The sequence below is a fragment of the Actinoallomurus sp. NBC_01490 genome (genome assembly GCF_036227085.1).
In the GTDB taxonomy this organism is placed as follows: Bacteria; Actinomycetota; Actinomycetes; order Streptosporangiales; family Streptosporangiaceae; genus Actinoallomurus; species Actinoallomurus oryzae.
In genome coordinates, this window is record NZ_CP109433.1 from 11,539,338 (window position 1) to 11,555,041 (window position 15,704).

The 15,704-nt window shown below is 72.7% G+C and carries 13 protein-coding genes; 7 read left to right on the forward strand and 6 right to left on the reverse strand.

Features of this window, described 5'->3' with window-relative positions; genetic code table 11:
- Nucleotides 1-95: 95 nt before the first annotated feature.
- Nucleotides 96-1,049: an NAD(P)/FAD-dependent oxidoreductase gene (locus tag OG417_RS53075; protein ID WP_329247203.1), complete on the reverse strand. Its 954-nt coding sequence runs from the start codon at nucleotides 1,047-1,049 to the stop codon at nucleotides 96-98.
- A gap of 156 nt (nucleotides 1,050-1,205) precedes the next feature.
- Here OG417_RS53075 and OG417_RS53080 point away from each other — a divergent pair, with 156 nt between their 5' ends.
- Nucleotides 1,206-1,793 carry a helix-turn-helix domain-containing protein gene (locus OG417_RS53080; RefSeq protein WP_329247206.1) on the forward strand — a complete coding sequence of 196 codons (588 nt, stop codon included), beginning with the start codon at nucleotides 1,206-1,208 and terminating at the stop codon, nucleotides 1,791-1,793.
- Between the two features lie 128 nt (nucleotides 1,794-1,921).
- Nucleotides 1,922-2,794 carry a class I SAM-dependent methyltransferase gene (locus tag OG417_RS53085; RefSeq protein WP_329247209.1) on the forward strand — a complete coding sequence of 291 codons (873 nt, stop codon included), beginning with the start codon at nucleotides 1,922-1,924 and terminating at the stop codon, nucleotides 2,792-2,794.
- Between the two features lie 165 nt (nucleotides 2,795-2,959).
- Here the strand turns inward: OG417_RS53085 and OG417_RS53090 are convergent, their stop codons facing one another.
- Nucleotides 2,960-3,460: a MarR family winged helix-turn-helix transcriptional regulator gene (locus OG417_RS53090; protein ID WP_329247212.1), complete on the reverse strand. Its 501-nt coding sequence runs from the start codon at nucleotides 3,458-3,460 to the stop codon at nucleotides 2,960-2,962.
- 107 nt (nucleotides 3,461-3,567) lie between these two features.
- Between OG417_RS53090 and OG417_RS53095 the strand changes: the two genes are divergently transcribed.
- Together OG417_RS53095 and OG417_RS53100 are read left to right on the forward strand one after the other, a co-directional pair.
- Entirely contained in the window at nucleotides 3,568-4,500 is a 933-nt protein-coding gene (locus OG417_RS53095; protein ID WP_329247214.1) for an EamA family transporter, read from the forward strand.
- 14 nt (nucleotides 4,501-4,514) lie between these two features.
- The gene (locus tag OG417_RS53100; protein ID WP_329247217.1) at nucleotides 4,515-5,150 is read left to right on the forward strand and encodes an NAD(P)-dependent oxidoreductase; all 636 of its coding nucleotides are present in this window, start codon (nucleotides 4,515-4,517) and stop codon (nucleotides 5,148-5,150) included.
- Nucleotides 5,151-5,155: 5 nt separating this feature from the next.
- On the opposite strand, the gene OG417_RS54780 is transcribed toward OG417_RS53100, so the two are convergent.
- The 3 genes from OG417_RS54780 to OG417_RS53110 form a co-directional block, all read right to left on the reverse strand.
- The gene (locus OG417_RS54780; protein ID WP_442875799.1) at nucleotides 5,156-5,257 is read right to left on the reverse strand and encodes a hypothetical protein; all 102 of its coding nucleotides are present in this window, start codon (nucleotides 5,255-5,257) and stop codon (nucleotides 5,156-5,158) included.
- Between the two features lie 101 nt (nucleotides 5,258-5,358).
- The gene (locus OG417_RS53105; RefSeq protein ID WP_329247219.1) at nucleotides 5,359-6,081 is read right to left on the reverse strand and encodes a sigma-70 family RNA polymerase sigma factor; all 723 of its coding nucleotides are present in this window, start codon (nucleotides 6,079-6,081) and stop codon (nucleotides 5,359-5,361) included.
- 145 nt (nucleotides 6,082-6,226) lie between these two features.
- The gene (locus OG417_RS53110) at nucleotides 6,227-9,541 is read right to left on the reverse strand and encodes a right-handed parallel beta-helix repeat-containing protein (RefSeq protein ID WP_329247222.1); all 3,315 of its coding nucleotides are present in this window, start codon (nucleotides 9,539-9,541) and stop codon (nucleotides 6,227-6,229) included.
- A gap of 193 nt (nucleotides 9,542-9,734) precedes the next feature.
- Between OG417_RS53110 and OG417_RS53115 the strand changes: the two genes are divergently transcribed.
- The 3 genes from OG417_RS53115 to OG417_RS53125 all read left to right on the forward strand — a co-directional run bounded on the left by OG417_RS53115 (nucleotide 9,735) and on the right by OG417_RS53125 (nucleotide 14,982).
- Entirely contained in the window at nucleotides 9,735-10,994 is a 1,260-nt protein-coding gene (locus OG417_RS53115; protein WP_329247224.1) for a S8 family serine peptidase, read from the forward strand.
- Nucleotides 10,995-11,051: 57 nt separating this feature from the next.
- The gene (locus OG417_RS53120; RefSeq protein WP_329247227.1) at nucleotides 11,052-12,839 is read left to right on the forward strand and encodes a DUF2207 domain-containing protein; all 1,788 of its coding nucleotides are present in this window, start codon (nucleotides 11,052-11,054) and stop codon (nucleotides 12,837-12,839) included.
- A 250-nt stretch (nucleotides 12,840-13,089) separates the two neighbouring features.
- A complete protein-coding gene (locus tag OG417_RS53125) occupies nucleotides 13,090-14,982 on the forward strand; it encodes an arabinofuranosidase catalytic domain-containing protein (protein WP_329247230.1) in 1,893 nt (630 codons plus the stop codon).
- Between the two features lie 49 nt (nucleotides 14,983-15,031).
- On the opposite strand, the gene OG417_RS53130 is transcribed toward OG417_RS53125, so the two are convergent.
- Nucleotides 15,032-15,682 (reverse strand): TetR/AcrR family transcriptional regulator, encoded by a 651-nt coding sequence (locus OG417_RS53130; protein ID WP_329247233.1) that lies wholly within the window; start codon nucleotides 15,680-15,682, stop codon nucleotides 15,032-15,034.
- Between the last annotated feature and the right edge of the window lie 22 nt (nucleotides 15,683-15,704).

Here is a 15,704-nt window from a genome sequence, read left to right on the forward strand (position 1 = left end):
AACAGGGCCGGTCGCCGGGTGAAGGAGGGTGGGCGGGGCGGCCCGGGCCCCTGCACGCGTCGAGGGCGTGCAGCGGCCGGTGCCGGGCCGGATTATCAGAGGACGGGAGTTTCGCCCTGGGCCGCGGCGAGGGCCGCGTCGGTGTCTGCGGTGGCCAACAGGCTGTTGATGTGGGCGCCGGCCAGGGCACCGGCCGCTGCGGAAGCGCCGACCTGGGCGGCGAGGTCGGTGGCGTTGCCAGCCACCCACACGCCCGGCACCTCGGTGGTGCCGGCCATGCCGGTGGCGAAGCGACGGCCCATGTTGTCGGGCAGGTCCTCCACCGGCAGCTTCAGACCGTCCAGGCCCTCGGTGCGGGCTTCCATCCGGGTGGCGACGGCCAGGGCGCGGCGGGCCACGACCTGGCCGTCGGTCAGGCGCACGCCGGCGAGGGTGCCGTCCTCGTTGTTGACGACCTCCTGCACCGGGGCGTCGACGATGCGGATGTTGCGGGCGGCGAAGCGGGCGCGGGTGGCCTCATCCAGGTGAATGCCCTGGGTGAAGTAGGTCAGGTCCTCGGTCAGCTGCCGGAACAGGAGTGCGTGGCCGATGGAGGCCGGGCCGGTGGCGAGGATGCCGATGGGCTCATCGCGTATCTCCCAGCCGTGGCAGTACGGGCAGTGCACCACACCGTGGCCCCAGTGCTCGGCGAGGCCGGGGACCTCGGGCAGCACGTCCTTGAGGCCGGTGGCCACCAGGACTCGGCGCGCGGTCACGCTCCGGCCGTCGGCCAGAGTGATGGTGAACCGCAGATCCCCGTCCTTCGACGGGGCGGCGGGCTCGGCCGAGGCTACCTCGCCGAAGACGACGCGCCCTCCGTACTGGCGCACCTGCTCCCGGCCCCGCCGAAGGATCTCAGGGGGCGGGGTGCCGTCCAGAACGATAAAGCCGTGCATGGCCTCTGCCGGCGCGTTGCGCGGGGAACCGCTGTCGATCACGACGACCGAGCGGCGGGAGCGGGCGAGCATCAGCGCACCGTTCAGCCCCGCGGCGCCCCCACCGATCACCACGACGTCTACGGTCCCACCGGGCAGTGCGTCACTCGCGTACGGAGAAGTTGTCACAGCCATGGCCTCCGGCCTTTCTCGTGCACTGGTCCCAGACGTTGCGGACCATCTACACACGACGCTAAGCCCGGCTTGCCGTGAAGGCATACACTGTTGCCTATGGCGCAAGAAGATGGAGATCTGGACAGCCTCGTACGCAAACGCATCCGCGCCTTGCGGGTGGCGCAGGGCTGGTCCCTGGAGGAGTTGGCCTCCCGCGCCCACCTCAGCCAGTCCTCACTGAGTCGCATCGAGAACGGCCAGCGCCGCCTCGCACTGGACCAGTTGGTCACCCTCGCCCGCGCCCTGGACACCACGCTGGATCAACTCGTGGAGACCGCCGCCGACGACGTCGTCACCAGCCCGACGATCGACAGCACCCACGGTCGGATGCGCTGGACCATCAAGGCCGACCCGGGGATGAGCGTGGTGCGCCAGCGCATGAACGAACCGCCCCCCGAGAACCCGGCGCGGATGCGCGCCCACCCGGGACGCGAATGGCTCGTCGTCCTGTCCGGCACCGCGATCCTCGTGCTCGGCCACCGCCGCTTCCGCCTTGAGACCAACCAAGCCGCCGAGTTCCCCACGATGATGCCGCACGCGATCGGCACCGACGGCGGGCCCTGCGAGATCCTGGGCATCTTCGACCGCGATGCCCGCCGCGGCCACCAGAGCGACGGCGACGATACCCAGGGCGCTCCCGAATGATGGCGCGGGCCGCGCGACGGCCTCCGCGGCGGTGACCTCTTGCGCGTCGGGCAGCACCCCCGACCATCATCTTGCGTAAACGGGGACACTTCGTGCCGCAGGCGCATGTCGGTCTTAGCGTGAAGAGCATGAACCACGCACATACGCACACCCCCCACCCCGACGCTTCGCACGGTCACCACCACGAGCACGGAACCGACGGCCAGGCGGAGATCCTCGACCTGGACGCCGAAGTCCTCGCCGAACACACCGCCTCGATCACCGCATGGCTGCCGCTGCAGACCGACCCACACCACATCGTGGACCTGGGCTGCGGCACGGGTGCGGGCACCTTCGCCCTCCTCGACCGCTTCCCCGACGCGCACGTCACCGCCGTCGACGCGTCCGCCGAACACCTTCAGCGCCTGCGCACCAAGGCATGCGCCCTCGGTGCCCAGGAGCGCGTGCACACCGTGCAGGCCGACCTCGACGAAGCCGCCTGGCCCGGCCTCGGCTCACCGGACCTGGTATGGGCGTCGGCCTCGATGCACCACATGGCCCACCCCGACCGCGCGCTGCGCACCGTCCACGACACGCTCGCGCCGGGCGGCCTGTTCACCCTCGTCGAACTGGCCGGCCATCCCCGCTTCCTGCCCGAAAACGCCCCCGAGGACCGGCCCGGCCTGGAAGAGCGCGTCCACGCCGCAGCCGACCGCCGCCAAGCCGAACACCTGCCCCACCGCGGCGCCGACTGGGGCCCGATGCTGACCGCCGCCGGATTCACCCTCGAGGGCGAACGCACCATCGCCGTGAACCTCGAAGGCTCCCGCAGCGAAGCGATCGGCCGCTACGCCACCGGCGTCCTGCAGCGCATCCGCAGCGTCATCGCAGACAGACTCTCCCCCGAGGACCTCACGGCGCTCGACCAGCTCCTCGACACCGGCAGCCCGCACAGCATCCTGCGTCGCGACGACCTGACGGTACGCACCGAGCGCACCGTCTGGGCTGCCCGCCGTAATTGACCACGGATGGTTCCTCCCGCCAAGGGCGGGCCCGCCGCCGGGCCCCCGGGCGGCGATTGACCAGGTGCCCCACCCCCATGCCCGACTCACCATCCACGGCAGACGACTCCTCCTCGATGGTCGACCACCCATCAGTCGCGTCAGCAACCCTGCGGGTCAATACATCTAGTCGAGTGACGTGTCGCCGAGGGACTCCAGCAGGTCGCGGAGCGTACCCGCCAGTCGGTCGCGCTCGCGTGGGCCCAGGGCGGCCAGGAGGAGCGCCTCGTTCTCGGCGTGCGGGCCGACCAACGCCTCGACCGTCTCCCAGCCCTGTTCGGTGAGCCGCACGCGTACCGAGCGGCGGTCCGTCTCGTCGGGTACTCGTTCGACGAGGCCTCGTTTGGCCATTCGGTCGATGCGGTTGGTGATGGCGCCCGAGGTGATCATCGCCGCCCGGTTGAGGGCGCCGGCCGTCAGCTCGTACGGTGGGCCCGACCGGCGCAGGGTGGCCAGGACGTCGAACTCCCATCGTTCCAGCCCGCGCTCGGCGAAGAACTCCTTCAGCCGTAGGTCGAGCAACCGCGACAGGCGGGAGATCCGCCCGACGATCCCCATCGGCCACACGTCGACGTCGGGGCGTTCCCGCCCCCACTGGGCCAGCACCAGATCCACCGCGTCACCCATGCTTTCCTCTCAACTCTAATAATCTCAACGGTGAACTACTTGACGTTGAAGCTCTTCTCGGTCCACAATTATCTCAACGTTGAGATTATCAATGTGGAGGGATCGACATGGCGCTTTCACGCCTCCCCAACGCGCGTGATCTCGCACTGACCGGGCTCACCCCGCTCGCTTGGGGCTCGACCTACGCGGTCACCACGGAGTTCCTGCCACCCGGCCGGCCGATGTTCACCGCGCTGATGAGGGCGCTCCCGGCGGGGCTGGCCCTGCTGGCCCTCACCCGGACGCTTCCGCGCGGCGCGTGGATCTGGCGGGCGGCGGTCCTGGGCGTGTTGAACATCGGTGCCTTCTTCCCCCTGCTGTTCCTGGCCGCGTACCGGCTGCCGGGCGGTGTGGCGGCCGTGCTGGGCTCGGTGGGACCGCTCTTCGCGCTGGGCTGGGCGGCCGTGCTGCTCGCCGAACGGCCGACCGCTCGCCGCCTGCTCGCCGGGATCGTCGGAGTGCTGGGCGTGAGCCTGGTGGTCCTGCGCTCGGGCGCGCGGCTCGACACCGTCGGCGTACTCGCCGGGCTGGCCGGGGCCGCGGCGATGTCGGCCGGCACCGTGCTCACCAAGCGCTGGGGACGCCCCGAGGGCGTCGGCGCGCTCGCGCTCACCGGCTGGCAGCTCACCGCCGGCGGGCTCTTCCTCGTCCCCCTCAGCCTGCTCATCGAGGGCGGACCGCCCGCCCTCGACGGCCGTGCGGTGGGCGGCTACCTCTACCTCGGCGCGATCGGTACGGCCGTCGGGTACTGGCTGTGGTTCCGCGGCGTGTCCCGGCTGCCCGCCACCTCGGTCGCGTTCCTCACCCTGCTCAGCCCCCTGTCGGCCGCCGTGATCGGCTGGGCCGCGCTCGGCCAGGCGCTCAGCCCGCTCCAGGTGCTCGGCATGGCGATCGCCTTCGGCGGCACGCTGCTCGGCCAGCTGCGTGGCTCACGTCCCCTCCCCACCCCCACCCCCATTCCCGATCCCGCGCCGGCGCCCGCCCCGGCCCGCGCCTGCTGAAAGGACGAGAAGACATGCGCATCACCGTGTTCGGAGCGGCCGGAGGTGTCGGCAGCCGCGTGGTGGCCGAAGCGCTGGACCGCGGCCACGAGGTCACCGCCGTCGTACGCCGGTCCGGCCATCGCCACGACGGCGCCCGCGTCCGTACGGGCGACGCCGCGGACGCCGGGGAGGTGGCCCGGCTGAGCACCGGCCAGGACGTCGTGATCGCGGCCACCCGCCCGGCACCCGGCCGGGAACACGAGCTCGCGGCGACCGCCGAGGCCCTCCTGACCGGCGTGGCCCGTACGGACCCGGCGGCCCGGCTGCTGATCGTCGGCGGCGCGGCGACCCTGACGGTGCCGGGCACCGGCGGCTTCGTGGTCGACGCCCCGGACTTCCCCCCCGACTGGCGGCCCATCGCGCTGGCGTGCGCCGAGCAGCTCACGGTCTGCCGTACGACCGGCACCGACGTGGACTGGGCCTATCTGAGCCCACCGGCGCTGCTCGAACCGGGCGAGCGCACCGGCACCTACCGGACCGGCACCGACACGCTGCTCGTCGACGACTCGGGAAGGTCGGCGATCTCCATGGAGGACCTCGCGGTCGCCCTGCTCGACGAGGCCGAGCGCCCGGCCCACCACCGCACGAGGTTCACGGTCGCCTGGTGAGACGATCACCGCGCCTTCCCGCCGCGGTCTCGTAGGACCGCCCGGCTCCGCAGGATCCGGCGCATCAGGCCGTAGCCGACACCGAACTCCTGCGCCACACGGCGGATGGACCAGCACCGTTGTCCAGGCCGGCTGGAACCCCCAAGCGCGAAAGCCTCTGATCAGTTCGATCAGAGGCTTTCGCGCTTGCGTACTGGTTTCGATTTACTCACTCCATGACGGCCTGGGCGCGTAGTGACGCGCGCAGGGCGCGCATGGCGTAGTGGGCGCGGGACTTGACGGTCCCCGGCGGGAGGCCGAGCACGGCCGCCGTCTGCTCCACGCTGTAGCCGACGTAATAGGTGTAGATGAGGACTTCGCGCTGCTGCTCGGTGAGCTCGGTCATGGTCTCCAGCACCGCCCGCAGCGTCACGAGCCGGTCGGCCGGATCGGGTACGGCCGGCTCTTCGGGCTCGTCGGCGACCTCTTTCGGCCGGGCCTGCCGGGCGCGGTGGTGGTCGATCACGAGCCGGTGCGCGACGGTGAACAGCCAGGTGCGCACCCGGTCCGTCGTGGGATCGAGGATTCCCCGGTGCTGCCAGGCGCGTACGGCGGTCTCCTGGACGACGTCCTCGGCCCGGTACCGGTCGCCGCCGCACAGTTGGACGGCGAAGCTGAGCAGGACCGTGCCGTGCCGCTCATAGAGCGTGCGGGAGAACGCGTCGTCCCCCAGCGCGTCCCCCAGCGCTTCCGGCACCGGCTCGGGCTCCGACCGCACCGGCTCCGGCAGCACCGGCTCCGGCAGCACCGGCTCCGGCAGCACGGGCTCCGACCGCACCGGGTCCGGCCCCACCGGGCCCGGCGTCACGTCGTGGTCCTGCGCCGGGCGCACCGGCCGGGGGGCGACGACAGTCCGATTCAGTGGCCGGTCCAGCACCTGGCTGCGCGTCATAAGGAGGCGACCCCATCCGTTCGTTCAGAACAGGCCGCCCCAGATCCCCGACGCGACCGCTGTCATCGCGTCCCATCCTCGGCAGGCGGTCTTGGTGCCCGCTTGCCGACTCCTTGCCGCTGCCCCTTTTCGGCGCGCCGGCGGGTCAGTGCGCGCTCGGGGTGTTCGCCGCCGGGATGTCGTCGGGCAGCAGCGAGCGCATGGCCGACACGTCCGGTGAACTCATCCCGCCGAGGCGCCGGGCCTGCCGGGTCATCATCGTCTCCAGCAGCTGCCGGGCCAGCCGCGCGTTGCCGAAGCTGCGGTCGCGCGGGATGGCGTCCACGTACGCCCGCAGCGCCTGGACCGTCTCGGGGGTGCACTCGTAGCCGTTGGCGCCGGCCTGGCCCCGCATGATCTCGACCAGCTCGTCGGTGCTGTAGTCCTCGAACTCCACGTGCCGGGAGAACCGGGAGGCCAGGCCCGGGTTGGAGGCGAGGAAGCGCCGCATCTCCTCGGTGTAGCCCGCGACGATGACGACGACCTCGTCCCGATGGTCCTCCATCAGCTTCAGGAGCGTCTCCACGGCCTCGCGGCCGAAGTCGTTCCCGGAGCCCTCCGGGGTGAGGGTGTAGGCCTCGTCGATGAACAGCACACCGCCCAGCGCGGTCTGGAACACGTCCCGGGTGAGCTGCGCGGTGTGACCGACGTAGCGGCCCACCAGGTCCGCGCGCGCCACCTCCACCAGCTGCCCGCGGCGCAGCACGCCGAGGGCGTGCAGCAGCTCGGCGTAGAGCCGGGCCACCGTCGTCTTGCCGGTGCCGGGTGAGCCGGTGAAGACCAGGTGCCGGCTGATGTTGGGCGCGGGCAGCCCGGCGGCCTCCCGCTGCTTGGCCGCGGTGAGCAGGTCGACCATGTCCTTGACCTCGCGCTTCACCGCGTGCAGGCCGACCATGCTGGAAAGGCTGGCCAGCAGGGTCTCGCGGTCGGCGGAGGGCTCGGTCGCCCGCGCGGCGTCGTCGCTGACGTCCTCGGGCAGGAGCAGCGAGAGGTCGCTCTCGGCCGGGTCGGTCATCCCGGCGAGGCGGAACGCCTGGCGGTCGACCATCTCCTCGAAGACGCCGCGCGCCGCGCGGCCGTTGCCGAACGTGGCGCCGCGCGGCATGCGCTCGTAGTGCGCGGCGAGCGCCTGCCGGGTGCGCGGGTCCAGCTCGTACCGGTGGCCCCTGCACATGTTCTCGGTGATCGTCACGAGCTCGTCGACCGAGTAGTTGGTGAACTCGATGGTCCGGCTGAACCGCGAGGCCATGCCGGGGTTGGCGGACAGGAACGCCTGCATCTCCTCGGTGTACCCGGCCGCCACCACCACGACCTCGTCGCGGTGGTCCTCCATGAGCTTCACCAGGGTGTCGATGGCCTCCCGGCCGAAGTCGTTCTTCCCTTCCGAGACCAGGGTGTACGCCTCGTCGATGAACAGCACGCCGCCGAGGGCGTCGTTGAACGCCTCCGTGGTCTTGATGGCCGTCGCGCCGACGTACTGGGCGACCAGGTCGGCGCGGGACACCTCGACCAGGTGTCCGCTGCGCAGCACGCCCAGCTCGGTGAGGATGCCGCCGTACAGCCGGGCGACCGTGGTCTTGCCGGTGCCGGGCGGCCCGGCGAAGATCAGGTGCCGGCTCATCGGCGGCACGGGCATGCCGAGCCGTGCTCGGCGCTGCGACATCTGGTTGAGGTTGACGAGCGTGCGCACCTGCCGCTTGACCCCCTGCAGGCCGACGAGGGCGTCCAGCTCCTCCAGCGGCCCGGCGGGCTTGGGCGCCGGGGTCTCCGCGGGCTTGTCGGGCGCTCCGGGCTCGGCGTCCTCACCCGCCTCGACGCCCCAGGAGTCGGGAGCGGCGTTGCCGGAGCTCTCCAGGTCGCGTACGGTCAGCCGCCCGCCGGGGCGGGGCTGACGCAGGCCGGCACCACGGTTGTCGCGTACGGCGCAGCCGATGACCGAGACCGCCTCGGCGGTGTCGACCCGGATGCCGTCGCCGAGGCTCGTGGACAGCTCACAGGCGTCGAGCGTGGCCCGCGCCCCGGCCGACAGCAGTACGCCGTGCGCGCCGGAGCCGCTGACCCGGGCCCGGGTCAGGGTCACGTCGCCGCCCTCGCGTACGACCACGCCGGAGGCGCCGCTGTCGGACACCTCGCAGTCGAGGACGACGCCCATGCCGCCGGAGTCGACCGCCACGCCCGCGTCGCCGGCCGAGCGGAACGCGCAGTCGCGGAAGGACACGTTGGCCCCGCCGCCGATGCGTGCGGCGGCGCCGGTCGCCCGCTCGACGACGCAGTTCTCCAGCCGCCCGCGCCCGTCGTCGGCGATCTCCACGCCGATCCCGCCGGGCGCGGTGACGGTCGCGTACCGGATGAGCGGGTTGGCGCCGGAGCGTACGGCGATCGCGGTGCCGGCGGCGTCCGCCACCTCCAGCCGGTCGAACTCGGCCACGGAGTCCTCGGTCAGCAGCACGGACGCCGACGCGTCGCCGCACTCGCGCACCGCCGTGCCGCTGAGCGACGGCGAGCTGGAGCCGGAGATCTTGACCGCGGAAGCGGTCGAGCCGGTGAACTCGCACTCCTCGAACGTGCCGCGCGAGCGTTCGGTGACCGCCAGCCCGTTGTCCTTCGTACGGGACGTCCGGCAGCGCCGCACCAGCGGGTCCGCGCCGCCGGCCAGCACGATGCCGGGTCCGGAGGTGATGTCGCTGACCGAGACGTCCTCCAGCACCGGCCGTGAGCCGCTCGTGACGTAGACGCCCACCGCGCAGTCGCGCACGTGGGTGCGCACGATCCTGGTGGCGCTGTCGCCCTCAAGGGCGATGGCCGGCTTGGACGTCGTGGCGATGTGGCAGTCCTCGATCGTGCCCTGCGCCTCGCCGTTGGCCAGCACACCGTTGCCACGCGCGTCGCGCATCCGGCAGCCGCGTACGGTCGAGCGGGCCTTCTCGCCCAGGACGACGGCGGAGGTGCCGAGGTTCTCGATCAGGCAGTCCTCGATGACACTGGCCGTCTCGGCGGTGTCCACGATGCCCGCGCCCTCGGCGTTGGTGATACGGCAGCCGCGGATCGCCAGCGACCCGGCGCCGCGGGCGAGCACGGCCGTCCACCCGGAGCCGGCCACGGTGCAGCCCTCCATCGCGATCTGGCCGTGCGCGGCGTCCACCACCGGCACGTCGTCGCCTCCGCCGCGCAGCGTGAGGTCGGTCAGCATCACGGCGTCCGTCAGCAGCATCACCGCCGTGCCGCTGCGCGGGCAGATCTCCACGCTGCCCCGCTCACCTTCGGCCACGATGGTGACCCGGGTACGGATGACGAGGCTCTCGGCATACCGGCCCGGCCGGATCCGGACGACCGACCCCGTACGTGCCGCGGCCAGTGCCTCCTGGATCGTCCGGAAACCGCCCGGCCCGTCGGGGGAGACCGTGAGCAACTGCCGAGACACGCTGGACCCTCCTCGGGAGCGGTGTGATGCCGTTGGTCGATGATGTCGTGGGCGGCGCTGATTTGTACGCCTTCGGACCATCATGCCGCTCAGGGGGACCGGTTGACACCCTCCCCCGGCTCCGCGCGGACCAGCGGAGATAATTGCCGCCGACGACAAGAAAACGACAAGACGGCTCTTTTAGGCTCAGCACATGCGACGTGTCCCTCGGCGTGCGCGCGCCGTCGCCTCGGTGGCCGTCGCCACCCTCACGCTCGCCGTCTCCGCCCTGCCGGGAGCCGCGTCGGCCACCGCGTACCGGCGACGGCCCGCCGTCGAGCCCACCCCGGTCGGCCTGCCCGTCATACCGTCGGCCCTCGCCTCCGGCCAGTCCTGCACCGGCGCCTCCCCCACCGAGGCGCACGCCCAGCCGTGGACGGTGAGCGCCCTCAGCCTCGCACGGGTGCGCCGGCTCAGCCAGGGCGCGGGGATCACCGTCGCGGTCGTGGACACCGGCGTCGCGCCGGACGCCCCCGCGCTGGCCGGCCGGGTCTCCGCGCCGGGCGGCGCGGGCAAGGACTGCGTCGGCCACGGCACCTTCGCCGCGGGATTGATCGCGGGCCGCGCCGACGACGCGACCGGCGGCGGCGTCGCCCCCCGGGCACGGATCCTCGCGGTACGCGGCACCGGCCGGCGCGGGGAGGCCGATCCCGGCGCGGTCGCGTCCGGCATCCGCTCCGCGGTCGACGCCGGCGCACGGGTCGTGTACGTCGGTGTGGCCCTCACCAAGGGACGCCCCGAGATGACCGCGGCGGTCCAGTACGCCGCCGGCAAGGACGTCCTCGTGGTCGCGCCCGCGGCGCCGGACGCGATCCCCTCCGCCGGCACCGGCGTGGGGGCGGTGACCGGATCCACGCAGAGCGCCCCGCCGGCCCAGCCCTACTTCCCGGCCTTCATCCCGCAGGTGGTCTCGGTCGAGGACTACGGCGAGGGCGGCACACGCCCGAAGGACGCCCCGAACGTCTTCGCCGCCGACATCGCCGCGCCCGGCGACGCGGTGGTGAGCCACGGGCCGAAGGGCACCGGGCACTTCATCGGCTCCGGTTCGTCGCTGGCGGCGGCCAACGTCGCGGGGACGGCGGCGCTCATCCGGGCGTACGAGCCCCGGCTCACCGCCGCCGAGGTCGCCCGGCGGCTGGTCGTGTCCGCCTACCCGGCGGCGATCCCGGTGCTGGACCCGTACGCCGCGGTGTCCGCCGTCTCGTCCCCGGCGACCGCGACCGCGCCGCCGCCCGAGAGCGCCATCCGGATGCCCGGGTCGGCCTCCGACGCGGCGCGCGGCCGGGCGCTGGTCGTCGCGGCGGTGGGGGGAGGCCTGGTGGCGCTCGTGGCCGCCGCCGCCGTGATCATCCCGCGCGGCCGGGCCCGCCACTGGCGCCCGGCCGGGCGCGACGGGCAGGATGCCGCGCGGTAGGCGGGGAAAGGGCGGCCGGGCGACCCGCGCCGTAGCTCCAGGACAGGCAGGTGGCCGGTGATCAGGCAAGTCGCCACGGTCGTGGCCTCGGTGGCCGTTGCCCTGCCGGCGGCGAGCGCGCCGGCCCGTGCCCGCGCGGCGGATGAGGCGGCCGAGCGCATCGACTCCTACGCCGTCACCCTCACCGTCGAATCCGGCGGGCGCCTGCACGTCGCCGAGCGGATCCAGTACACCTTCGCCCCCGGCCCGGGGCGGCACGGCATCGAACGCTGGATCCCCGAGCGCGTGCGGTACGACGTGCGCCACGACCGGGTGCTGGGGTTCAGCGGGTTCCGCGTGACCGGTCCGCCCGGCCCCGCGGGCGCGCTCACCGTGCGGGAGGACGACGGCACGAAGAAGCTGCGCATCGGCGATCCGCACCGGACCGTCACCGGCACCCAGACCTACGCGATCGACTACGACGTCGACCGCGCGCTGACACGCGACGCCTCCGGCCCCCTCCTGACCTGGAACGCGATCGGAGCCGAATGGGGCGTCCCGATCACGCGCGCCGACGTGACCGTACGCTCGCCCGTGCCCATCCAAAACGCGACCTGCGCAGCAGGCGCCGAACACGCCACGGCGCGGTGCGAACGGGCGAGGTCGGCGGGCACCACCGCGACCTTCGCCGCCACCGGGCTGCCCAGCCACGCCGGGCTCACCGTCCGCGTCGGGCTCCCGCGGGGTTCGGTCCCCGTCTCGCCGCCCGAACTCCGGGCGCTCGTCAAGCCGTTCGCCGTGACGCGGTTCACGACGGTGGGGCTCGGCGCGGCGGCGGGCCTGCTGCTGATCGCCGCCTGGTGGTTCCTGCCGCGCCGCCGCCGTGGCCGGGCGCACGCCGCCGACGGCCCGCGCGTCCCGCCGGGACCCGCCGCCCTGGCGGTGGCCGGCCCTCGCGCGGACCGGGCCGCCCTCGCCGCGACCCTGGTGGATCTGGCCGTACGCGGCCACATCCGCCTGGAGGCGTACCGGCTGACCGACGAGGAGAAGCGGGTCCGGGCGATCCGGGGTGACGCGGCGGAGGAGGACCTTCTCGACGTCGAACGCCGGTTCCTCGCCGGCGTCTTCGGCACGAACCGCACCGCGTCCGTCCAGATGATGCGGACACGGGCCCCTTTGGGCCCGATGCGTGAATCGCTGGAGCGCTCGCTCGTCGAGCTCGGCTGGTACCGCAGGTCCCAGCGGGCGCAGGCGGTCCAGGGAGACGTGGCGGCGTGGTCGGCCGCGGTCGTGGGCGTGATCCTGTTCGGGCTCTCCTGCGCCGTGTCGTCGTTCGCCGGCGCGGCGTGGGTGAGCCTGACCGCACTGGTGATCGTGCCGGCGCTCGCGGTGATGGGACGGTACGCCGTGCCGCGCCGGGCGGCGGGCGCGCGGGCGGAGGCCCAGGCGGAGGCATGGCGAACGACGGTGAAGGGCGAACCGCCGGCCGACGACCTCGCCGCCCTGTCGCGCGCGTTCCCCTACGCGATGGCGTTCGAGCGGTCCAACATCTGGGCCAAGGCACTGGCGCCGTCGGCGCTCCGCGGCGAGCTGGACTGGTTCACGGTCGCCGGGCGCAAGCGTGGACGTGGGCGCAGGCGTGAGCGGGAGACGGAAGAGACGGTCGCCGCCTCGATCAACAGCCTGGCGGCGACATGGGCCCGGCACCGCCCCCTGCGCGGTACCACCGGTCGTACGAGCCGGGGTTCCGGTCGCGTCTCCGGCTACGGCGGAGACGTCAATCACCATCCCCTCGGTCCCTCCGGCGGCGGAGGAGGGATGTCCGTCGGTGACGGCGGTGGCGGTGGCGGAGGCGGGAGCTGGTGACGCCTTCCCCGTCCGAGGTACGCGTACGGAAAACGCGCTCTATTCCGACTCATCCGCCCCAGCAGAATGAAAATGCAAATGACGCGAAATCAACGCAATCGAACATGACAGCTCGGCGAATTAAACAATGATTGACATGATTCATCCGGCTATTTAACGTAAATCAACACCTAGGTGCATTCCCCGCCCCCGCGTCTGCGGCGCCGGCCCGCAGGCGTTCCCATCCCTCCGCACCCAGGAGCCCGTCGCCATGCGCAGACCTCGCCCCGCCCCACGCGTGCCTGCCGCCGTCCTCCCCTCCGCATCCCCGCCGACGCCGGGAGCCGCCCGCGTCCGGCACGTCCTCGCCGCCCTCCTCCTCGCCCTGTTCACCCTCGCCGGGCTGACCGGAACGGCGCGCGCCGCCACCTCCCTCCCCTGCGACATCTACGGCGCGGCCGGCACACCCTGCGTCGCCGCGCACAGCACCGTACGCGCCCTGTTCGCGGGCTACTCGGGCCCGCTCTACCAGCTGACCCGCGCCTCCGACCACGCCACGCACGACGTGGGCGTGCTGTCCGCGGGCGGCTACGCGAATGCGGGCGACCACGACGCGTTCTGCAACGGCACCACGTGCAGCATCACGAAGATCTACGACCAGACCTCGCGCCACAACGACCTGACGCCGTCTCCGGCCGGCACGGCCGGGACGGGGGCCGACTACCCCGCGGACGCGAGCGAGATCGCGGTCACCGCCGGCGGTCACAAGGCGTACGGCGTGTGGATCTCTCCCCGGCACGGCTACCGGCACGCCGTCGGGTCCGGCGTCGCCCAGAACGGACAGCCCGAAGGCATGTACATGGTCGCGAGCGGCACCCACGTCGGGTCCGCGTGCTGCTTCGACTACGGCAACGCCGAGGCCACACCGGCCGACACCGGCAACGGCCACATGGACGCCGTCAGCATCGCCACCACCTGCTACTTCGCCCCGTGCAACGGCTCGGGACCGTGGGTCGAGGCCGACCTGGAGAACGGCATGTTCCAGGGCGCCAACGGCTCCAACACCGCGAACCTCGGCAACAACAGCACCTACGTCACCGCGCTGCTGAAGAACAACGGCCAGACCACGTACGCGCTCAAGGGCGGCAACGCCCAGTCCGGCGGCCTGAGCACGTGGTGGAACGGCGCGCTGCCGAACCGCGGCGGCTACATCCCCATGCACCAGGAGGGCTCGATCATCTTGGGCACGGGCGGCGACAACAGCAACTGGAACATGGGCACGTTCTTCGAAGGCGTGATGACCTCCGGCTACCCGACCGACGCCGCCGACAACGCCGTACAGGCCAACATCGTCTCGGTCGGCTACTCCGGTCAGACGAACGTGCCGAACGGCCCGCAGGGCACGGTCATCGGCCCGGGCAACAAGTGCGTCGACGTCGCCGCCGACGACACCGGCGTCAACCTCGCCCCGGTGCAGCTGTGGGACTGCCAGAGCTACGCCGAGGACCAGCACTGGGAGCACTTCGCCGACAACACGCTGCGCACGCTCGGCCGCTGCCTGGACATCAACGGCAACGGCACCGCCAACGGCACGCAGGTGGAGCTGTACGACTGCGACGGCGCCGGCGGCCAGAAGTGGGTGCAGCAGGCCGACGGCTCGCTGCGCAACCCCCAGTCCGGCCGCTGCCTCGACTCCCCGAGCGGAGCCACGACGAACGGCACCCGGTTGCAGATCTATGACTGCAACGGCTCCGCGGCGCAGAAGTTCGCGGTCAACGGAGGCGGCGCGATCGTCGGGCCGGGCGGCAAGTGCGTCGACGTCCTCGGCGACGACAACGGCGCGAACTCCACGGCGGTCAACATCTGGGACTGCCAGTCGTACGCCGTGGACCAGCACTGGACGCACCTCTCCAGCGGCGCGCTCAGGACGCTGGGCCGCTGCCTGGACATCGTGGGCAACGGCACGGCGAACAACACCCAGGTGGAACTCTGGGACTGCAACGGCGCCGGCGGCCAGGTCTGGCAGCAGCAGGCCGACGGCTCGCTGCGCAACCCCCAGTCCGGCCGCTGCCTCGACTCCCCGAGCGGAGCCACGACGAACGGCACCCGGTTGCAGATCTATGACTGCAACGGCTCGGCGGCGCAGAAGTTCGCCCTGAGTTAGCCCGGCGCCCGGCGGGGCCCGCGGATCATCCGTGGGCCCCGTCGCTGTTTCAGCGCAGCGTCGGCAGCCCCGCGACCAGCGCTCTGAGCGCGCGGGTCAGCGTGGGGACGAACGGCAGGCAGGTGGCGGCGATCTCGGGGTCCTGGGCGTACAGCTCCACGAGTGTGGGCGGCGGGTTGGCCGCCGGGTAGAGGGTGCCGGCGAGCGCGGCCGCCGCGCCGGTGAGTTCGTAGCCCTCCCGCACGGTGAGGTCGCCGTGCGCCCGTGCGATCTCCCGGCCCAGCTCGGCCACCACCCCGAGCACGGTCCGTTTGAAGGCACGTGCGGCCGGCACCGAGACGTTGTGTTCCAGCGTCGTGGAGGTGTGGCTGAGCAGGTCGCAGAACAGCGGCCGCTCGGCGAGCGTCTCGGCCAGCGCGGCGACCATCGCCTCCGCGCCGTGCGCCTCGCGGAGGCGTTCGGCCACCGCGGCCCTCCACTCGGTCCAGCCCTCGGCGGCCAGCTCCAGGAAGATCTCCTCGCGCGTGCCGAAGTAGCGCGCGATGTTGGACTTGGCGAGCCCGACCGCCGCCGCCACACCGCCCAGGCTGACGTTGCGCACGCCCGACTCGGCGGCGAGATCCCGCGCGGCGGCGAGGATCGCCTCGCGCCGCTGCCGCTTGTGCTCCGGCCGCCGGGCCCGGACGAACGCCTGCTTCATGGTGCCGTCAGGATACGACGCA

What these genes read in the sequence shown, in the direction of transcription:
- OG417_RS53080 (WP_329247206.1), top strand. Translation starts at nt 1,206, where the DNA reads ATGGCGCAAGAAGATGGAGATCTGGACAGCCTCGTACGCAAACGCATC.
- OG417_RS53085 (WP_329247209.1), top strand. Translation starts at nt 1,922, where the DNA reads ATGAACCACGCACATACGCACACCCCCCACCCCGACGCTTCGCACGGT.
- OG417_RS53090 (WP_329247212.1), bottom strand. Translation starts at nt 3,460, where the DNA reads ATGGGTGACGCGGTGGATCTGGTGCTGGCCCAGTGGGGGCGGGAACGC.
- OG417_RS53095 (WP_329247214.1), top strand. Translation starts at nt 3,568, where the DNA reads ATGGCGCTTTCACGCCTCCCCAACGCGCGTGATCTCGCACTGACCGGG.
- OG417_RS53100 (WP_329247217.1), top strand. Translation starts at nt 4,515, where the DNA reads ATGCGCATCACCGTGTTCGGAGCGGCCGGAGGTGTCGGCAGCCGCGTG.
- OG417_RS53105 (WP_329247219.1), bottom strand. Translation starts at nt 6,081, where the DNA reads ATGACGCGCAGCCAGGTGCTGGACCGGCCACTGAATCGGACTGTCGTC.
- OG417_RS53115 (WP_329247224.1), top strand. Translation starts at nt 9,735, where the DNA reads ATGCGACGTGTCCCTCGGCGTGCGCGCGCCGTCGCCTCGGTGGCCGTC.
- OG417_RS53125 (WP_329247230.1), top strand. Translation starts at nt 13,090, where the DNA reads ATGCGCAGACCTCGCCCCGCCCCACGCGTGCCTGCCGCCGTCCTCCCC.
- OG417_RS53130 (WP_329247233.1), bottom strand. Translation starts at nt 15,682, where the DNA reads ATGAAGCAGGCGTTCGTCCGGGCCCGGCGGCCGGAGCACAAGCGGCAG.